The 16,953-nt window shown below is 63.0% G+C and carries 17 protein-coding genes and 2 pseudogenes; 16 read left to right on the forward strand and 3 right to left on the reverse strand.

Annotated features, from left to right (window positions below; translation table 11 throughout):
* Positions 1–15: 15 nt before the first annotated feature.
* The 10 genes and pseudogenes from KDD17_RS02170 to KDD17_RS02215 all read left to right on the forward strand — a co-directional run bounded on the left by KDD17_RS02170 (position 16) and on the right by KDD17_RS02215 (position 8,443).
* Positions 16–675: a DUF1194 domain-containing protein gene (locus KDD17_RS02170; protein WP_212705085.1), complete on the forward strand. Its 660-nt coding sequence runs from the start codon at positions 16–18 to the stop codon at positions 673–675.
* Positions 676–852: 177 nt separating this feature from the next.
* Positions 853–1,236: a succinate dehydrogenase, cytochrome b556 subunit gene (sdhC, locus tag KDD17_RS02175; RefSeq protein WP_212705086.1), complete on the forward strand. Its 384-nt coding sequence runs from the start codon at positions 853–855 to the stop codon at positions 1,234–1,236.
* Positions 1,237–1,246: 10 nt separating this feature from the next.
* Positions 1,247–1,618: a succinate dehydrogenase, hydrophobic membrane anchor protein gene (gene sdhD / locus KDD17_RS02180; protein WP_212705087.1), complete on the forward strand. Its 372-nt coding sequence runs from the start codon at positions 1,247–1,249 to the stop codon at positions 1,616–1,618.
* A 238-nt stretch (positions 1,619–1,856) separates the two neighbouring features.
* Positions 1,857–3,577, forward strand: a pseudogene (gene sdhA / locus KDD17_RS02185) (succinate dehydrogenase flavoprotein subunit).
* Between the two features lie 4 nt (positions 3,578–3,581).
* The gene (locus KDD17_RS02190) at positions 3,582–4,481 is read left to right on the forward strand and encodes a hypothetical protein (protein ID WP_212705088.1); all 900 of its coding nucleotides are present in this window, start codon (positions 3,582–3,584) and stop codon (positions 4,479–4,481) included.
* Positions 4,478–4,801: a hypothetical protein gene (locus KDD17_RS02195; RefSeq protein ID WP_212705089.1), complete on the forward strand. Its 324-nt coding sequence runs from the start codon at positions 4,478–4,480 to the stop codon at positions 4,799–4,801. Before KDD17_RS02190 ends, KDD17_RS02195 begins: the two co-directional genes overlap by 4 nt.
* Before the next feature lie 33 nt (positions 4,802–4,834).
* The gene (locus KDD17_RS02200) at positions 4,835–5,614 is read left to right on the forward strand and encodes a succinate dehydrogenase iron-sulfur subunit (protein ID WP_212705090.1); all 780 of its coding nucleotides are present in this window, start codon (positions 4,835–4,837) and stop codon (positions 5,612–5,614) included.
* A gap of 58 nt (positions 5,615–5,672) precedes the next feature.
* Positions 5,673–5,885 (forward strand): hypothetical protein, encoded by a 213-nt coding sequence (locus KDD17_RS02205; protein ID WP_212705091.1) that lies wholly within the window; start codon positions 5,673–5,675, stop codon positions 5,883–5,885.
* Between the two features lie 69 nt (positions 5,886–5,954).
* A complete protein-coding gene (locus tag KDD17_RS02210) occupies positions 5,955–7,601 on the forward strand; it encodes an FAD-binding dehydrogenase (protein ID WP_212705092.1) in 1,647 nt (548 codons plus the stop codon).
* Positions 7,598–8,443 (forward strand): urea carboxylase-associated family protein, encoded by an 846-nt coding sequence (locus tag KDD17_RS02215; RefSeq protein WP_212705093.1) that lies wholly within the window; start codon positions 7,598–7,600, stop codon positions 8,441–8,443. Before KDD17_RS02210 ends, KDD17_RS02215 begins: the two co-directional genes overlap by 4 nt.
* Positions 8,444–8,509: 66 nt before the next feature.
* Here KDD17_RS02215 and deoD read toward each other — a convergent pair whose 3' ends face one another.
* A complete protein-coding gene (gene deoD, locus KDD17_RS02220; protein WP_212705094.1) occupies positions 8,510–9,214 on the reverse strand; it encodes a purine-nucleoside phosphorylase in 705 nt (234 codons plus the stop codon).
* A 139-nt stretch (positions 9,215–9,353) separates the two neighbouring features.
* On the opposite strand from deoD, the gene KDD17_RS02225 reads away from it, so the two are divergent.
* Positions 9,354–9,707 carry a hypothetical protein gene (locus tag KDD17_RS02225; RefSeq protein WP_212705095.1) on the forward strand — a complete coding sequence of 118 codons (354 nt, stop codon included), beginning with the start codon at positions 9,354–9,356 and terminating at the stop codon, positions 9,705–9,707.
* 67 nt (positions 9,708–9,774) lie between these two features.
* On the opposite strand, the gene KDD17_RS02230 is transcribed toward KDD17_RS02225, so the two are convergent.
* A complete protein-coding gene (locus tag KDD17_RS02230; protein WP_212705096.1) occupies positions 9,775–10,116 on the reverse strand; it encodes an H-NS histone family protein in 342 nt (113 codons plus the stop codon).
* 67 nt (positions 10,117–10,183) lie between these two features.
* Positions 10,184–12,151: a protein meaA gene (locus tag KDD17_RS02235; protein WP_212705097.1), complete on the reverse strand. Its 1,968-nt coding sequence runs from the start codon at positions 12,149–12,151 to the stop codon at positions 10,184–10,186.
* Positions 12,152–12,308: 157 nt separating this feature from the next.
* On the opposite strand from KDD17_RS02235, the gene KDD17_RS02240 reads away from it, so the two are divergent.
* The 5 genes and pseudogenes from KDD17_RS02240 (at position 12,309) to KDD17_RS02260 (ending at position 16,937) form a co-directional block, all read left to right on the forward strand.
* Positions 12,309–13,715: a 1-acyl-sn-glycerol-3-phosphate acyltransferase gene (locus KDD17_RS02240; RefSeq protein WP_212705098.1), complete on the forward strand. Its 1,407-nt coding sequence runs from the start codon at positions 12,309–12,311 to the stop codon at positions 13,713–13,715.
* A gap of 109 nt (positions 13,716–13,824) precedes the next feature.
* Positions 13,825–15,106 (forward strand): annotated as a pseudogene (ccrA, locus tag KDD17_RS02245) (crotonyl-CoA carboxylase/reductase).
* A gap of 210 nt (positions 15,107–15,316) precedes the next feature.
* Entirely contained in the window at positions 15,317–15,520 is a 204-nt protein-coding gene (locus tag KDD17_RS02250) for a hypothetical protein (protein WP_212705099.1), read from the forward strand.
* On the forward strand, positions 15,468–16,187 hold the full coding sequence (locus tag KDD17_RS02255; RefSeq protein ID WP_212705100.1) for a helix-turn-helix transcriptional regulator: 720 nt from the start codon (positions 15,468–15,470) through the stop codon (positions 16,185–16,187). Before KDD17_RS02250 ends, KDD17_RS02255 begins: the two co-directional genes overlap by 53 nt.
* Before the next feature lie 114 nt (positions 16,188–16,301).
* The gene (locus KDD17_RS02260) at positions 16,302–16,937 is read left to right on the forward strand and encodes an acyl-homoserine-lactone synthase (RefSeq protein WP_212705101.1); all 636 of its coding nucleotides are present in this window, start codon (positions 16,302–16,304) and stop codon (positions 16,935–16,937) included.
* Positions 16,938–16,953: the final 16 nt, after the last annotated feature.

A 16,953-nucleotide genomic window follows, 5' to 3' on the forward strand; every position in this document is an offset into this window, starting at 1 on the left:
GGCTAGGGTCGGGGCATGCGTGCGCTCCTTCCTTTCGTGTTTTCCTTTCTTCCGACGGCGGTGTTGCCCTGTGATCTGGCGCTGGTGCTGGCGGTGGATGTGTCGGGGTCGGTCGACCGGCGCGAATACCGCATCCAGATGGACGGTCTGGCCGCCGCGCTGGGCGATGGCACTGTCGTGGATGCGCTGATTGAGGCGCAGGCGCGGGTCACGCTGATCCAGTGGTCGGGGGCCTCGCGCCAGCGCCAGACGATTCCCTGGCGGGCCGTAGAGAATGCCGACGATGTGGCGCGCTTTGCCGACGAGGTGGCGAATAACCCACGGGAATGGAAAAACTATTCGACCGCCGTGGGCGAGGCCGTGGGCCTTGCGCTGGAGGTCTTGCGCGAGGTCGAGGGATGCCGCCGACGGGTGATTGACGTCTCCGGTGACGGGGTCTCGAACGAGGGGGTTTTGCCGCAAGTGCACCGGCCCGCGCTGTCGGCGCGGGGCGTCACGCTCAACGCGCTGGCGATCGAGACGGATGACGATGACCTGACTGCCTGGTTTTTCGAGAACCTCATCCACGGGGACGGCGCATTTGTGATCACAGCGAACGGGTTTGAGGACTATCCCGCCCAGATCCTGCGCAAATTGCAGCGGGAAGTGACGCGACAGGTGAGTCGGGGTCCGTGATCACACCTGCCGCCTTGTGATCACAAAAATGCTGCGCTGCGACAATTTGGCAGGCCAAACCCTCAAAATAGCGGTAACAGCCGGGCATTTCCCGGTCTGACCGCGTGACAGCCGCGCAGAATTTGCTAGAACGGAACCCAAGTAGCCAACCGCCGTAGCCAAAAAGGAGCCAACCGCATGGCTGATGTGAACCGGGGCAACCGCCCGCTGTCGCCGCATCTGACGATCTACCGCCCGCAGCTGACCTCGATGACGTCGATCCTGACGCGGATCACGGGCAATGCCCTGCTGATTACGTCGTTGCTGATCGTGTGGTGGTTTCTGGCCGCTGCAACCAATGCGGCGTATTTCGATACGGTGAACGGGATCCTGACCAGCTGGTTCGGGGATCTGGTGATGTTTCTCAGCGTGCTTGGTATCTGGTACCACACGCTTGCGGGCGTGCGGCACCTGATCTGGGACAACGCGGTGGCGATGGACATTCCCACAGCGGAAAAGCTGGGCTGGGCCTGTCTGGGCGGATCGGTCGTGCTGACGCTGATCACCGTCGTCGTGGTTTAAGGAGCATCCAATGGCATATATGACAGACCGCAAACGGGCCGCAGGCCTTGGCTCGGCCAAGACGGGCACGGCGCATTTCTGGGCCATGAAGGTCAGCTCGGTAGCACTTTTGGTGCTGGTTCCGCTGTTCATCTTTACCTTTGGCGCGGCCCTTGGCGGCACGTATGAAGAGATCCTGGCCTACTACAGCCGTCCGTTCCCCGCGATTGTCGCGGCGCTGACGCTGGCGATCGGGTTCAAGCATTTCAACGACGGGGTGCAGACGCTGATCGAGGATTACGTGCACGGCATGGCCAACAAGATCGCGATCATCGTGATGACCTGCATCAGCTACGCTGCGGCGGCGGTGGGCATCTTTGCGATCGCGAAACTGGCGCTGTAGCGCTGCGACAAATGGCAGGGCGGGCAATTGCGCCGCCCGATGCTATGTAGACGGTCAAGTGGCGGGTCGCTCCGCCCATAGGGAATTCCGAAAGCGCGCGAGGGCGTGCACAGAATGACGGGGCCACGTGCCCCTATCGCAGAAAGGGCTGACGATGGCTGCTTATGATTACGAGACCCACGAATACGATGTTGTTGTCGTAGGGGCCGGCGGGGCCGGTCTGCGCGCGACCCTGGGCATGGCGGAGCAGGGGTTCCGCACGGCCTGTATTTCCAAGGTTTTCCCGACACGCTCGCACACGGTGGCGGCGCAGGGTGGTATTGCCGCCTCGCTGAGCAACATGGGCCCGGACAATTGGCAGTGGCACATGTATGACACCGTGAAGGGGTCGGATTGGCTGGGCGATACGGACGCGATGGAATACCTCGCCCGCGAGGCGCCCAAGGCGGTGTACGAGCTGGAGCACTACGGCGTGCCCTTCTCGCGCACCGAAGAGGGGAAGATCTATCAGCGTCCGTTCGGCGGTCACACCACCGAATTTGGCGAAGGCCCCCGGTGCAGCGCACCTGTGCCGCCGCTGATCGCACGGGCCACGCGATCCTGCACACGCTCTACGGGCAGTCGCTGAAACAGAACGCCGAGTTCTTTATCGAATATTTCGCCATTGATCTGCTGATGAGCGAGGACGGCGTGTGTCAGGGCGTGCTGTGCTGGAAGCTGGACGATGGCACGATGCACGTATTCTCGGCCAAGATGGTCGTGCTGGCGACGGGCGGCTATGGCCGCGCGTATTTCAGCGCCACCTCCGCGCATACCTGCACCGGCGACGGCGGCGGGATGACGGCGCGGGCGGGTCTGCCGTTGCAGGACATGGAATTCGTACAGTTCCACCCCACGGGCATCTACGGTGCCGGCTGTCTGATTACCGAAGGGGCACGGGGCGAGGGCGGATACCTTACCAACTCCGAGGGCGAGCGGTTCATGGAGCGCTATGCGCCGACCTACAAGGATCTGGCGTCGCGCGACGTGGTGAGCCGCTGCATGACGATGGAAATCCGCGAGGGGCGCGGTGTGGGCGAGAACAGCGACCACATCCACCTGCACCTCAACCATCTGCCGCCGGAGACGCTGGAGCTGCGCTTGCCCGGTATTTCGGAAAGCGCGCGCATCTTTGCCGGCGTGGACGTCAACAAAGAGCCGATCCCGGTGCTGCCGACCGTGCACTACAACATGGGCGGCATCCCCACGAACTATTGGGGCGAAGTGCTGGCGCCCACAAAGGACAACCCCGACCGCGTGTCGCCCGGCCTGATGGCCGTGGGCGAGGCGGGCTGTGCCTCCGTGCACGGGGCGAACCGCCTGGGCTCGAACTCGCTGATCGATCTGGTGGTGTTTGGCCGCGCGGCGGCGATCCGGGCCAAGGAAGTCGTGGATGCCGAGGCCGCCGTGCCGACGCCGTCCAAACGCTCGATCGAGGCGGCGTTCAGCCGGTTTGACGGGCTGCGCTATGCCAAGGGGCATGTGCCCACCGCCGAGCTGCGGCTGGAGATGCAGCAGACCATGCAGGCCGACGCGGCGGTGTTCCGCACCGACAAGACGCTGGCCGAGGGTGAGGAAAAGATGAAAGGTGTCGCGGGCAAGCTCAGCGATATCAAGGTCACCGATACCTCGCTGGTGTGGAACTCCGACCTGATGGAGACGCTGGAGCTGACCAACCTGATGCCCAACGCGGTTGCCACCATCACCGCCGCAGCGGCGCGCAAGGAAAGCCGGGGCGCGCATGCCCATGAGGATTATCCCGACCGCGACGACGAGAACTGGCGCAAGCACAGCTTGATCTGGTTCGAGGGCAACGCGGCGTCGCTGGGCTTCCGCGGGGTGCACACGCAGCCGCTGACTTCGCACAACGAGGGCGGGATTGACCTGAAGAAAATCGCGCCGAAAGCGCGGGTATACTGATCCGATGACCGCCGCCGCGCAGATCGATACGACCTGGGGCCGGGCGGGGTTTGCCCCCGTCCGTGCGCTGCAGGTATTCGGGATGCGGCGGTCGGGCAATCACGCGATCATTGATTGGATCATGCGCAACGCGCCCGAGGAGGCGACGGGCGGTGTGTTCTTCAACAACTGCAAGCACGGGCGCGATCCGCTGCGGGCCTACGGCTCGCTCGATATCTATGACGCGGATCGGGTGAAGCAGCCGCATGTCGAGGATGGCGACCGGGCGCGCATCGCCTCGGCAGGCGCCGCGCCGTTTGCGGTGGTGTCCTACGAGGACCGGATGCCGCAGGCGGCGGGGCAGGGGCAGAAGGCCTCAAACGGGTTTGCCGACGCGGATTTTGCGGCACAGGTCATCATCTACCGCAGTTTTCTGAATTGGTCGGCCTCGTTGCTGGCGAAAATCCAGAAGAACGAGGGATTTGGCGCGACCGACCGGATGCGGATCATGGGGCTCGCCTTTGCCACCTATATTCAGGGGCTGGACCGGGTGGCTTCCCCCGAAGGCGTCGTCGCGATCTGCTACGATGACTGGATGGTGTCGGAAGGCTACCGCGCCGGGATCCTTGAGAAACTGGGCCTGCCCGCGCGCGATCTGAGCCGGGGCAAAGTGCAACGCTTTGGCGGCGGATCGTCGTTTCAGAGCAAGGTGAAGCACGCGGGCGAGCTGGCTACCACCGACCGCGACGCGCAGATGGCCGAGAATGCCGAGTACCAGATGATCCTGTGGACCGCCGCGCATGACGTGCGCTTCATGTCGCGTATGCTGCCGCATTTCGAAGACGACGCCGAGCGGCTCGCTATGCTCGCTGAGACGGCCCAGCTGTCGCTTAATCTCCCGCCCAGAGAGGCTCGCCCCACATGATCCGTTTTCTCCTGATTGCCGGTCTGTTGACCATCGCTGCCTGCGCCGAGGTGCAGACCGCCGCCGACCGCACGGGCCGCAAGGCTGCCACATCAGCGGTGACGGAGGTGATCGCGATCAACTTTCCGCAGGTGCCCAAGCCGCTGATCGAGACCTTTACCGGCTGCGTGATCGACAATGCCGCCGCCGTGGAAGTGCGTGAACTGGCCAAGGCGTCGGTCGTCGGCGTCGACGCCACCACTGTCGAAGTCGTGCGCGCGGTGCTCGCGCGCCCCGCCACCCAACAATGTCTGCGCGCTAATGCGCCGCTTACGCTGTAAGCGCCCCCGAATGTCGAGAAAAGGAAGAGCCACATGGTACAGCTGACCCTGCCGAAAAACTCCCGCATGACTGCCGGGAAGACATGGCCAAAGCCCGAAGGGGCCACAAATCTCAAGGAATTCCACATCTACCGCTGGAATCCTGACGACGGGAAGAACCCGCGCGTGGACACCTATTTTGTCGATCTCGACAGCTGTGGGCCGATGATGCTGGACGGTCTGATCAAGATCAAGAACGAGATCGACCCGACGCTGACCTTCCGCCGCTCGTGCCGCGAGGGGATTTGCGGATCCTGTGCGATGAACATCGACGGGATCAACACGCTGGCCTGCACCTACGGCATGGACGAGGTCAACGGCGTGGTGAAGGTCTATCCGCTGCCGCACATGCCGGTGGTCAAGGATCTGATTCCCGACCTCACCCATTTCTACGCGCAGCACGCCTCGATCAAGCCATGGCTCGAGACCGAGACGCCGGAGCCCGCGAAGGAATGGAAGCAATCGGTGGACGACCGCGAAAAGCTGGACGGCCTGTATGAGTGCATCATGTGCGCCTGCTGCTCCACCTCTTGCCCAAGCTACTGGTGGAACGGCGATCGCTACCTCGGGCCCGCGGCGTTGCTGCACGCCTACCGCTGGATCATCGACAGCCGCGATGAGGCCACGGGCGAGCGTCTGGACGAGCTGGAAGATCCCTTCAAGCTGTATCGCTGCCACACGATCATGAACTGCGCCAAGACATGCCCCAAGGGGCTGAACCCGGCGCTGGCGATCAGCCAGATCAAAAAGCTTATGGTCGAACGCACCGTTTAATGCCGATCCCTGCGGGCCCGCCGATGCGCGGGCCCGTTTTGCGTCTGCCGGAGCGCCCATGCTGATCCCCATTGCCCTCATCGCCGTGATCGTCGTGGCGTGGTACGCCTGGACGCACCGCGACGTGCGCCGCTGCCGCTGGCGGGCGGATCGCACGGGCGACCGGCGGAGTTTGCGCAAATACACCTGCGTGCACTGCGGGGCTGAAGCCTTTACCGCCAGCAAAGGCCCGCCGAAGGATTGCAAACGCGGATTGGATCGCAGGCTTTGACCCGGCGTCCCTCTCGACAGCTCGTGGCATCCTCCCCTAATCTGCCGCCAGCCAGATAGGGATAAAACCATGACAGATTTCACTCCGGATGTGATCGTGATCGGCGCGGGCCTTGCGGGCATGACCGCCGCGCATGAGGCGGTGTTGCGCGGGCGCCGCGTGTTGATGCTGGACCAGGAAGGCCAGCAATCGTTGGGCGGGCAGGCGTTCTGGTCGCTGGGCGGTCTGTTCATGATCGACACGCCCGAACAGCGCCGTCTGGGCATTCGCGACAGTGCGGAGCTTGCGTGGTCCGATTGGCAGGGCTCTGCACAATTCGACCGGGCGGAGGATGCCAATCCCCGCGCCTGGGCCGAGCGGTTCGTGGAATTCTCCGCGGGCGGAATGCGCAGCTGGCTGCACGGTCTGGGCATGCGCTGGTTCCCCGTCGTCGGCTGGGCCGAACGGGGCGGAGAGCTGGCCGGCGGCCACGGCAATTCCGTGCCGCGTTTTCACATCACCTGGGGCACGGGCACGGGGGTGGTCAAACCCTTTGCCGAACTGATGGTGAAGCACGCGCGTGACGGAAAGCTGAAGATGGGATTTCGCCACCGCGTGAACGCGCTGATCGTCGAGGGCGGCGCGGTGAAGGGCGTGAGCGGTGACGTGCTTGAGGCGAGCACGGCCGCGCGCGGTCAGTCCACCTCGCGCAGCGTGACGGGCAGCTTTGAGTACCGCGCGGAAAGCGTGATCCTGACCACCGGCGGCATCGGCGGCAACCACACCACCGTGCGCAAACACTGGCCCATCGACCGTCTGGGCCAGCCGCCAAAGACGATGGTGGCGGGCGTGCCCGATTATGTCGACGGGCGCATGCACGGGATCGCGGCCAAGGCGGGGGCGGGGCTGATCAACGAGGACCGCATGTGGCACTATTGCGAGGGTCTGCAAAACTGGGATCCGATCTGGCCCAATCACGGCATTCGCGTGCTGCCTGGCCCCTCGTCGATGTGGTTCGACGCGCGTGGCGACCGGATGGAGGCACCCTATCTGCCCGGGTTCGACACGCTGGGCACGCTCAAACGCATCCTCAGCGCGGGCGAGCATAGCTGGTTTATCCTCACCCAAAAGATCATCGAAAAGGAATTCGCCCTCTCGGGGTCCGAGCAGAACGCCGATCTGACCGACGGCGGCTGGATGGATGTGCTCAAGGCGCGGATGGGCAAGGGGGCGACGCCCGCGGTCGAAGCGTTCAAGGAGAAGGGCGCCGATTTCATCGTGGAGCGGGATTTCGACACGCTGGTGGCGCGCATGAACGCGCTCACGCCAGATGCGCCGCTCGATGCCGACCACCTGCGCCGCCAGATCCGCGCCCGCGATCTGCAGATCAACAATCCCTTCTGCAAGGACGCGCAGATCACCGCGATCAACGGCGCGCGCAGCTACAAAGGGGACAAGCTGATCCGCACCGCAAAACCCCACGCGATTCTTGACCGTGCGAATGGCCCGCTGATCGCGGTGCGCCTCAATATCATCACCCGCAAAAGCCTCGGCGGGATCCATACCGACACGCAGGCCCGTGTGTTGACCCCCGAGGGCGCGGTGATGCCCGGCCTTTTTGCGGCCGGAGAGGTCTGCGGATTTGGCGGCGGTGGCTATCACGGCTACAACGCGCTGGAGGGCACGTTCCTCGGTGGCTGCCTGTTCTCGGGCCGCGTGGCGGGACAAGAGGCATGAGCGCGCCCGCCGATGCGGACGCCCGCCGCGCGATCCCGCCGGTGATCTGCTATCCCGTCGACACGCTGCCCACCCCCGATATGGCCCTGTATGACGCGGCCCGCGCCACGCTCACCAAAACCGGCGAGACAGTCGTGCCGCCGCGCGACGCGGCCTGCTTCACTGTGCCCGCAGGCCATTTCTTCCGCATCACAAGCGTCGAGGGATCGCAGGTCGGCGATCTGAACCTGTGGCACGCGCGCGACCTGTCAGAGCGCTTCTACTCCGGCAAGACCCGCGCCCTGCACGGAACCCACATCACCACGGGCCAGCGCATGTGGAGCGGGTTCCCCCACCTGCGCCCCATGGCGACGCTCACCCACGACAGCCTTGGCTGGTACGGAATCGACGCCTACGGCGGCTCTGTGCACGATGTCATCGGCACCCGCTGCGATCCCTACACCCACGCGCTCCTGTCGGACGGCGGCCAGTACCACCACTGCTGCCACTCCAATCTCACCCGCGCGCTGGCCGATCATCTGGGGGTTTCCGCAGCCGAGGCAGAGCCGCACATCCACGACGTGCTCAACGTCTTCATGTGCACCGGTTTCACCCGCGACACCGGCCAGTATTTCATGAAGGCAAGCCCCGTGCGCCCCGGCGATACGCTGGAATTTTTTGCCGAGATTGACCTGCTCGGCGCGCTCAGCGCCTGCCCGGGCGGTGATTGCAGCGCAGAGCATTCCTCGGATGCCGCCGCCTGCCACCCGCTGCTGGTCGAAACCTTCGCGCCGGATCCGCAAACGCTCATCGACTGGCAGTCGCCGGCCCCGAACGCCTACGATGGCTCACACGGGCGCTGAGGCCCCCTGCACCCTTTTCCAAATACCTGAATCCAACGCTTTTCCCAAACGTATCGCGCGCGGGTCTTACGCAAACGCCGCCTCAAGCGCGATCTCCACCATCTCCCCGAAGGACCGTTCGCGTTGGTCCGACGGCAGCGCTTCGCCGGTCTGCAAGTGATCCGACACGGTCAGGACGGCCAGCGCCCGGCGGTTGTGACGCGCGGCGAGGGTGTAGAGTTCGGCCGCCTCCATCTCGACCCCGAGGATCCCGTGGCGCACCATCTGCTCATCAAGATCGGGGCGTTCGGCGTAAAAGACATCCGAGGAATAGATCCCGCCGACATGGGTCGTGGTGCCCTTGGCCTCCGCGGCGGCGACGGCGGCGCGCAGCAGGCTCCAATCCGCGCAGGGTGCGTAATTGATCTCGCGCAGGATGCCGGACGAGGGGGAGGTGATCGTGCTTGCCGTCATTGCGATGATCACATCGCGGATGTCGACATGCGGCTGCATCCCCCCGCAGGAGCCAATCCGGATCAGGGTCTGCGCCCCGTAGGTCGATATCAATTCATTCACGTAGATCGACAGCGACGGCATCCCCATGCCTGATCCTTGAATCGTGACGCTGTGGCCGTTCCAGGTGCCGGTAAAGCCCAGCATGCCGCGCACCTCATTGACCAATCGCACGTCCTTCAGGAATGTCTCCGCCGCCCATTTTGCGCGGTAGGGATCGCCGGGCAATAAAACAGTTTCGGCAATTTCACCCTTTTCGGCGCCAATATGAACGGTCATGGGCAATTCCTTTCGCGTTGAATTTCCACAAGAATGCCAATCCTGCCCGACGGCCACAAGTTTCAATGGCGGTCAGCCGTACTTTTGCTGCGTAGCCGCCTGTCGCATCTTTTTCATGTGTTGGAAAAAGGAGACTGACATGAAACGACTGGCACTGATTTTTTTTGCTGCGCTGGCGGGAATGGCTGCCTGTGATGTCAGCCACCCGGTCGCCGTGGTAGGGCCCAAAGACACGGTCTTTCGTGGAACCGCAACAGCGAGCTTTCTCGAAGGCGGATGGTTTCAGGCCACAAATGGCAAAACCAGTTGCCAGGGACGCTATTCCCCTGCTTCCGAGAGCCGTCAGGTCACCTTTCCGGTATCGTGCACAAACGGTCTGAGCGGTGTCGGCACCGCCACCTACGAAACGCCAAGGGCGGGCGGCGGGGAGATCGTCATGCAGGACGGGAGCCGCTGGAAATTCATCTTCGGGCGCGCGGCCCTCGCGGTTTAATCAATGCTTAACCTTTGAGGCCCCAGCGGCGGATTCCCGCGCAATTCGCGTTGCGCGGGAAATACGATCAGATCGCCATGGCCGCGGGATCGGTTCCTTTTTCCACTTCGGCGAGAAACCAATTCGGTTTGCGGCCCTTGCCGGTCCATGTCTGGGACTTATCCGCAGGGTTTGCATATTTGGGCTTGGCGATTGATTTGGGCTTTTTCGCCGCCTTTTTAGATGGAGATTTCTTTGGCTTTTCGTCGTCCAACTCATTGAGACTATAGCCAAATTCTGCCGCTGCTTTTTCGGCGGCTTTGCGGGCCTGGCGTTTCTCGCGCGCGGTCGCATTGGCCAACGCCTTTTTCACATCAGCCAGCAGTTTCTCCAGCTCTTTGCGGGAGAGGGATTTGAGGTCTTTATCCATGTCAAATGGGCTCCGTATTTCGATACGGAGCCCATTATCCCAAAATATTCAGGAATGCATTATATTTCTATTCAGCGGCGACCGCTGCCGGATCCACAAGCGTTACAATATCCGACATGATCGTATTCAGCTCGAAATCCTTCGGCGTATAGACCCGTGCGACGCCCATCGCCGTCAGGCGTTTGGCGTCGTCGTCGGGAATGATGCCGCCGACGATGACGGGGATATGGCCAAGGCCTGCCTCGCGCAATTGGCCCATCAAATCCTCGACCAGCGGAATGTGCGAGCCCGACAGGATCGACAGGCCGACCACATGCGCCTCGTCTGCACGCGCGGCGGCGACGATTTCGGCGGGGGTCAGGCGGATCCCTTCGTAGGAGATATCCATCCCGCAATCGCGCGCGCGCACGGCGATCTGCTCGGCGCCGTTGGAATGGCCGTCGAGGCCGGGCTTGCCCACAAGGAACTTCAGACGGCGGCCCAGACGATCGCTGACCGCATCGACCGCGTCGCGCAGATCGTCGAGCCCTTCTGTCTTGTTGCTGCGGCCTGCCGCCACGCCGGTGGGGCCCCGGTATTCGCCGTGTACGGCGCGCATTTCTGCGGCCCATTCGCCGGTGGTCACACCCGCCTTGGCCGCGACGATGGAGGCCGGCATGATGTTGCGCCCCTCGGTCGCGGCGGCGCGCAGCTCGGCGAGCGCCTTGCGCACGGCCTCAGTGTCGCGTTCGGCGCGCCAGTCGTTGAGCCGCCCGATCTGTTCGGCCTCGACCGCCGGATCGACCACCATGATGCCGCCGTCGCCCGTCATCAGAGGGGAGGGCTCGCCCTGCTGGTATTTGTTCACGCCGACAACGACGGTTTCACCCGCCTCGATCCGGCCCAGCCGGTCGGCGTTGCTTTCGACCAGTCGTGATTTCATGTAGTCGATCGCGTCGATTGCGCCGCCCATGCTGTCGAGATGCGCAAGCTCGGCGCGCGCGCCTGCCTTTAGCTCTTCGACCTTGGCGTCGACGGCGGGGTTTCCGTCAAACAGATCGTCGAATTCCAGAAGGTCGGTTTCATAGGCCATGATCTGTTGCATGCGCATCGACCATTGCTGATCCCACGGGCGGGGCAGGCCCAGCGCCTCGTTCCAGGCGGGCAGCTGCACGGCGCGGGCGCGGGCCTTTTTCGACAGGGTCACAGCCAGCATTTCAATGAGGATGCGGTAGACGTTGTTTTCGGGCTGCTGTTCGGTAAGCCCGAGCGAGTTCACCTGAACCCCGTAGCGGAAGCGGCGGTATTTGGGATCGGTCACGCCATACCGCTCGGCGCAGATTTCGTCCCACAGATCGACAAAGGCGCGCATCTTGCACATCTCGGTCACGAAACGGATGCCCGCGTTGACGAAGAACGAGATGCGGCCGACGAGCGCGGGGAAATCCTCCTCCGCGACGCGGGGGCGCAGCTGATCCAGCACGGCAGTGGCGGTGGCGAGGGCAAAGGAAAGCTCTTGTTCGGGCGTCGCACCGGCCTCTTGCAGGTGGTAGGAACACACGTTCATCGGGTTCCATTTGGGCACATTCGTATAGCAGTATTCGGCCACGTCCGCGATCATCTTGAGCGAGGGCGCGGGCGGGCAGATATAGGTGCCGCGGCTAAGATATTCCTTGATCAGGTCGTTTTGCACCGTGCCTTGCAGCGCGGCGACATCCGCGCCCTGTTCCTCGGCCACGGCGATATAGAGCGACAAGAGCCACGGCGCCGTCGCGTTGATCGTCATCGAGGTGTTCATCTGCTCCAGCGGGATCTGGTCGAACAGCGTGCGCATGTCGCCCAGATGGCTGACCGGCACGCCGACCTTGCCGACCTCCCCGCGCGAGAGCACGTGATCGCTGTCATAGCCCGTCTGCGTCGGCAGATCGAAGGCAACCGAAAGCCCCGTCTGCCCCTTTGCCAGATTGCCGCGATAGAGCGCGTTGGAGGCCTTGGCGGTCGAGTGGCCCGCGTAGGTGCGGATAAGCCAGGGGCGGTCTTTTTTCTGAGCGGTCATGGCAGGCCTTTCGCTAAATCAGTTTGGCAATATTCTTGCGTTGAGTGTCAGATATACGAAACTTTTGGCAAGTGTCAATTCGCTGCGTTGCGGCATCGGCGGGGGCGTGGTTTGATTTATGTTGTCCTGTGCGCGCGCGGCTGCAAGGGTGCACGCCATGACGCAGACCGTACAGCTTCCGCTTTGGCTATTCATCCTGATCGTGCTGTTCGCGGCCGTGACGGCGTTAAGCCATTTTCTGCTGCCGTCGGTGCGCTGGTTCTTCAGGCGCAGGTTTGAGCGGGCGGTGACGCGGCTGAACAAGCGGCTCAAACGCCCCATTCAGCCGTTCAAGCTGGCGCGGCGCCACGACATGATCCAGCGGCTGATCTATGACCCTGAAGTCAGCCGGGAGATCCAGATCTACGCCCGCGAGAACAAAGTGCCCGAAGCGGTGGCGTTCCAGAAGGCGCAGGAATACGCGCGCGAAATCGTGCCCTCGTTTTCGGCATTCGCCTATTTCAGTTTTGCGATGCGCGTCGCCAAGGTGCTGGCGGAGGCCGTCTACCGCATCCGCTGGGCGGAGCGGAACGACGCGATCTTTGCCGAGATCCCCGAGGACGCGACGCCGGTCTTCGTGATGAACCACCGCAGCAACATGGATTACGTGCTGGTCACCTATATGGCCTCGCGCACGTCGATCCTGAGCTACGCGGTGGGCGAATGGGCGCGGGTCTGGCCGCTGTCGGCGCTGATCCGTCTGTGGGGGGCGTATTTCATCCGCCGCCGCTCACGCGGCGGGCTCTACCGCAAAGTGTTGTCGCGCTACGTGCAGATGGCGACACAGGGCGGCGACGTGCAGGCGTTCTACCCCGAAGGGGGGCTGAGCCTGACGGGTAAGCTGCAACCGCCCAAGGTCGGGCTGCTGAGCTATCTTGTCGATGGGTTCGACCCGGAAGGCGAGCGCGATATCGTCTTTATCCCCGTGGCGATCAATTACGACCGGGTGCTGGAGGATCGTGTGCTCATGGCCGCGCACGCGCGCGGTGACCGGCGGTTTGGCGCGCGTGTCTCCGTGGTGGTGACATTCATCCTCAAGAAATTCTGGGAGCGGCTGCGCGGGCACGACACGCGGTTCGGCTCTGCCGCCGTGAGTTTCGGCACCCCGGTGAGCCTGCGCAGCTACGGCAAGCCCGAGGATGTGCAGGATCTGTCGGTCGAGCTGATGGGGCGGATCGAGGACGCGATGCCGATCCTCGGCGTTCCGCTGGTCGCGACCGTGCTGCTGAAGGGCGGACCGCAAAGCGTGATGGCTCTGGAGGGCGCGGTTGCGTCGTTGATGGCGGGGCTGCCCGAGCGCAATTTCGCGCTTAAGGGAGATGTCGCGACCGAAGTGCGACGGGCGTGCCGCCACATGCGCCAGCACGGCATCATCGCCGAACGGGACGGCAAATGGCGGATCGAAGCGGGGCAGGAAGGCGCGGCACAGTTCTATGCCAACTCCATCGCGCATTTTACGAACGCCGGAAATGATCCTGCGAATGCTGCGCCTGCAAAGCAACTTTCTGCACCTGCTGGGTCATAAAATTACAAAAACAGCGCGTCAGAGGTTGCTTTATTACCGTTGCGGCCTTAATCACCTCCCATAAGCACGCGATTCTGCATTGCGGCACATCCCATTCACGGAGGCTTCCATGGCACTGGACACAACAATCGCGCAGTATGACGCACCCCAGAAAGATCTGTACGACATGGGCGAAATGCCCCGATGGGCCACGTGCCAAAGCAAATGTACGCCTGGGCGATCCGCCGCGAGCGTCACGGCGATCCCGATACCGCGATGCTGCAGGAAGTCGTGGATGTGCCGGAGCTTGACAGCCAGGACGTGCTGGTGCTCGTGATGGCCGCAGGCATCAACTACAACGGCGTCTGGGCCGCGATGGGCGTGCCGATCTCGCCGTTTGACGGTCACAAGCAGCCCTATCACATCGCGGGCTCCGATGCGTCAGGCATCGTCTGGGCCGTGGGCGACAAGGTCACCCGCTGGAAGGTCGGTGACGAGGTGGTGATCCACTGTAATCAGGACGATGGCGACGATGAGCATTGCAACGGCGGCGATCCGATGTATTCGCCCAGCCAGCGGATCTGGGGCTATGAGACGCCGGACGGCTCGTTCTCGCAGTTCACGCGGGTGCAGAGCCAGCAGCTGATGCCGCGCCCCAAGCACCTGACATGGGAAGAGGCGGCCTGCTATACGCTGACGCTGGCGACCGCCTACCGGATGCTGTTCGGGCATGAGCCGCACGATCTGAAACCCGGCCAGAACGTTCTGGTGTGGGGGCTTCGGGGGGGCTGGGCTCCTACGCGATCCAGCTGATCAATACGGCCGGGGCGAACGCGATTGCGGTGATCTCGGACGAGAGCAAGCGCGATTTTGTGATGGATCTGGGCGCCAAGGGCGCGATCAACCGCAAGGATTTCAATTGCTGGGGCCAGTTGCCCACGGTCAACACGCCCGAATACGCCACATGGTTCAAGGAAGCGCGCAAATTCGGTGCCGCCATTTGGGAGATCACGGGCAAGGGCAATAACGTCGATATGGTGTTCGAACACCCCGGCGAAAGCACATTCCCCGTCTCGACCTTCGTGTGCAAGAAGGGCGGAATGGTCGTGATCTGCGCGGGCACCACGGGGTTCAACCTGACGTTTGACGTGCGCTATATGTGGATGCATCAGAAGCGCCTGCAAGGCAGCCACTTTGCCCACCTCGCGCAGGCCTCCGCCGCCAACAAGCTGATGCTGGAACGGCGTCTGGATCCGTGCATGTCCGAGGTATTTGCCTGGAACGACCTGCCGGAGGCGCACATGAAGATGAAGCGCAACGAGCACAAGCCCGGCAACATGGCCGTGCTGGTGCAGTCGCCGGTGACGGGTTTGCGCACGCTTGAGGACGCGCTGGAAGCTGGCAAAAGCTGATCCGAGACAAGAAAAACACACAAGCGCCCCGCGAATCACATGGATTTGCGGGGCGTTTACGTTTTGGAAAGGGGTGCGGTGGCATCAAGATGTTGCCGTTTTACCCCCTCGCTATTTATGGGGAGGGAGAATTCGCGAATATCTCGGGGGTCCGGGCGCGTGGTAGGATGGTTTATTAACTATTCGTTAACCTTTTCGGAAGGACACTCGATGCGTAACGACTGGATTTTGGACGTTCTCGCCGACCTGCGCCGCTTTGCCGCCGACAATGATATGCCACATCTTGCCGAGCAGCTGGACGATACCGCGCTGATAGCCACGGCCGAGATCGCCTCCAAGCAGGGGAGGTCCACGCGCGCGCATGGGGACGACGGCTTCGATCGAATTGGTACTACTGGAGCTCGAGCGGGCTAATTCGCTCGACGGGATACAGCGCTGCTCTGAGGCGGTGCGCGATCATTATGGCATCGACCACATAGCCTATCATTGGGTCGACTCGGCGGGGGATCAATACGGCTGCGGCACCTATTCCATCGCCTGGCAAGAGAAATACATCGCGGAGAATTATCTGAGGGTCGATCCGGTCATTGCCGGGTGTTACCAACGTTTCCACCCCTGTGACTGGAAAGCGTTTGATTGGTCGAGCAAGGCCGCGCGGGATTTTCAGGCGGTGGCGGCGACGTATGGCATCGGCAATCAGGGGTTTTCCGTGCCGATCCGGGGCCCGAACGGGCAATTCGCGATCTTTACCGTCAACCACAACTGCGATGATGCCGCATGGGCGCAGTTCACCGAGGAAAACCGCCGCGAGCTGATCTTGATCGCGCATTTCTTTAACGAAAAGGCGCTGGAGCTGGAGCCGGACCGCACGCCGGAGCCCGCGCAGCAGCTCTCGCCGCGCGAAGTGGATGCGATGACGTTGCTGGCCATCGGCTATAACCGCGCGCAGGTGGCCAATTCCCTGTCGATCTCTGAGCATACGCTAAGGGTCTATATCGAAAGCGCGCGGTTCAAGCTAGGCGCGCTCAACACGACCCACGCCGTCGCGCGTGCGCTGAGCCGGGGTTTGATCGTCGTTTGATTTTCTCGTATAACGGGAATCGTTAACGCACCGCACGGTGCTGTCAGGCGTTCGAAACGCTTTGACGAAATGATCCGCCTCGCAGCTCGTGTCTGATTTGAGGGGATCCTACCAGTGCTTCGCTATATCTACGCAAACGACCTTGACCGTTTTCCGCGCCTTGCAGACGAGATGTTCCGCCACCGCGCGGATCAATTCGCCACCCGACTTGGATGGGATGTGACCGTGCACGCCAACGGGCATGAACGGGATCAATACGACGATCTCAATCCGCTTTATGTCATCTGGGAGACGCCCGAAGGCGGCCACGGCGGCTCGATGCGGTTTCTGCCCAGCGTCGGGCGCACGATGGTCAATGAACACTTCGGCCATCTGACGACCGGCCCGATCCGCAGCCCGTTGATCTGGGAATGCACGCGGTTTTGCATGGCGCCGGGGCAGGGCGCGCATGTGGCTGCCGCCCTGATGCTGGGCGGCGGGGAGATCATGCAGGGGTTTGGTATCACGCATTTTGTCGGCGTCTTTGACGCGCGCATGGTGCGGATCTATAGCCGCGTGGGATCGTCGCCCGAGGTTCTGGGCAGCGTCGGTGAGGGCCGCGAGCGGATCAGCGTGGGGCTGTGGAGTTTTGCGCCCGAGGATCAGGCCAAAGTGGCCGCGCGTGCGGGCATCACGCCGGCGCGGTCGGCGGAGTGGTTCGCGCGCGCCTTCGGCCGCAAAACCGGCGGCGAATTGGCCGTGAGCGCCTGATCGCGCTGGTCCCTCT

The organism is Sulfitobacter albidus (genome assembly GCF_018200035.1).
In the GTDB taxonomy this organism is placed as follows: Bacteria; Pseudomonadota; Alphaproteobacteria; order Rhodobacterales; family Rhodobacteraceae; genus Sulfitobacter; species Sulfitobacter albidus.

What these genes read in the sequence shown, in the direction of transcription:
- KDD17_RS02170 (WP_212705085.1), top strand. Translation starts at nt 16, where the DNA reads ATGCGTGCGCTCCTTCCTTTCGTGTTTTCCTTTCTTCCGACGGCGGTG.
- sdhC (WP_212705086.1), top strand. Translation starts at nt 853, where the DNA reads ATGGCTGATGTGAACCGGGGCAACCGCCCGCTGTCGCCGCATCTGACG.
- sdhD (WP_212705087.1), top strand. Translation starts at nt 1,247, where the DNA reads ATGGCATATATGACAGACCGCAAACGGGCCGCAGGCCTTGGCTCGGCC.
- KDD17_RS02190 (WP_212705088.1), top strand. Translation starts at nt 3,582, where the DNA reads ATGACCGCCGCCGCGCAGATCGATACGACCTGGGGCCGGGCGGGGTTT.
- KDD17_RS02195 (WP_212705089.1), top strand. Translation starts at nt 4,478, where the DNA reads ATGATCCGTTTTCTCCTGATTGCCGGTCTGTTGACCATCGCTGCCTGC.
- KDD17_RS02200 (WP_212705090.1), top strand. Translation starts at nt 4,835, where the DNA reads ATGGTACAGCTGACCCTGCCGAAAAACTCCCGCATGACTGCCGGGAAG.
- KDD17_RS02205 (WP_212705091.1), top strand. Translation starts at nt 5,673, where the DNA reads ATGCTGATCCCCATTGCCCTCATCGCCGTGATCGTCGTGGCGTGGTAC.
- KDD17_RS02210 (WP_212705092.1), top strand. Translation starts at nt 5,955, where the DNA reads ATGACAGATTTCACTCCGGATGTGATCGTGATCGGCGCGGGCCTTGCG.
- KDD17_RS02215 (WP_212705093.1), top strand. Translation starts at nt 7,598, where the DNA reads ATGAGCGCGCCCGCCGATGCGGACGCCCGCCGCGCGATCCCGCCGGTG.
- deoD (WP_212705094.1), bottom strand. Translation starts at nt 9,214, where the DNA reads ATGACCGTTCATATTGGCGCCGAAAAGGGTGAAATTGCCGAAACTGTT.
- KDD17_RS02225 (WP_212705095.1), top strand. Translation starts at nt 9,354, where the DNA reads ATGAAACGACTGGCACTGATTTTTTTTGCTGCGCTGGCGGGAATGGCT.
- KDD17_RS02230 (WP_212705096.1), bottom strand. Translation starts at nt 10,116, where the DNA reads ATGGATAAAGACCTCAAATCCCTCTCCCGCAAAGAGCTGGAGAAACTG.
- KDD17_RS02235 (WP_212705097.1), bottom strand. Translation starts at nt 12,151, where the DNA reads ATGACCGCTCAGAAAAAAGACCGCCCCTGGCTTATCCGCACCTACGCG.
- KDD17_RS02240 (WP_212705098.1), top strand. Translation starts at nt 12,309, where the DNA reads ATGACGCAGACCGTACAGCTTCCGCTTTGGCTATTCATCCTGATCGTG.
- KDD17_RS02250 (WP_212705099.1), top strand. Translation starts at nt 15,317, where the DNA reads ATGCGTAACGACTGGATTTTGGACGTTCTCGCCGACCTGCGCCGCTTT.
- KDD17_RS02255 (WP_212705100.1), top strand. Translation starts at nt 15,468, where the DNA reads ATGGGGACGACGGCTTCGATCGAATTGGTACTACTGGAGCTCGAGCGG.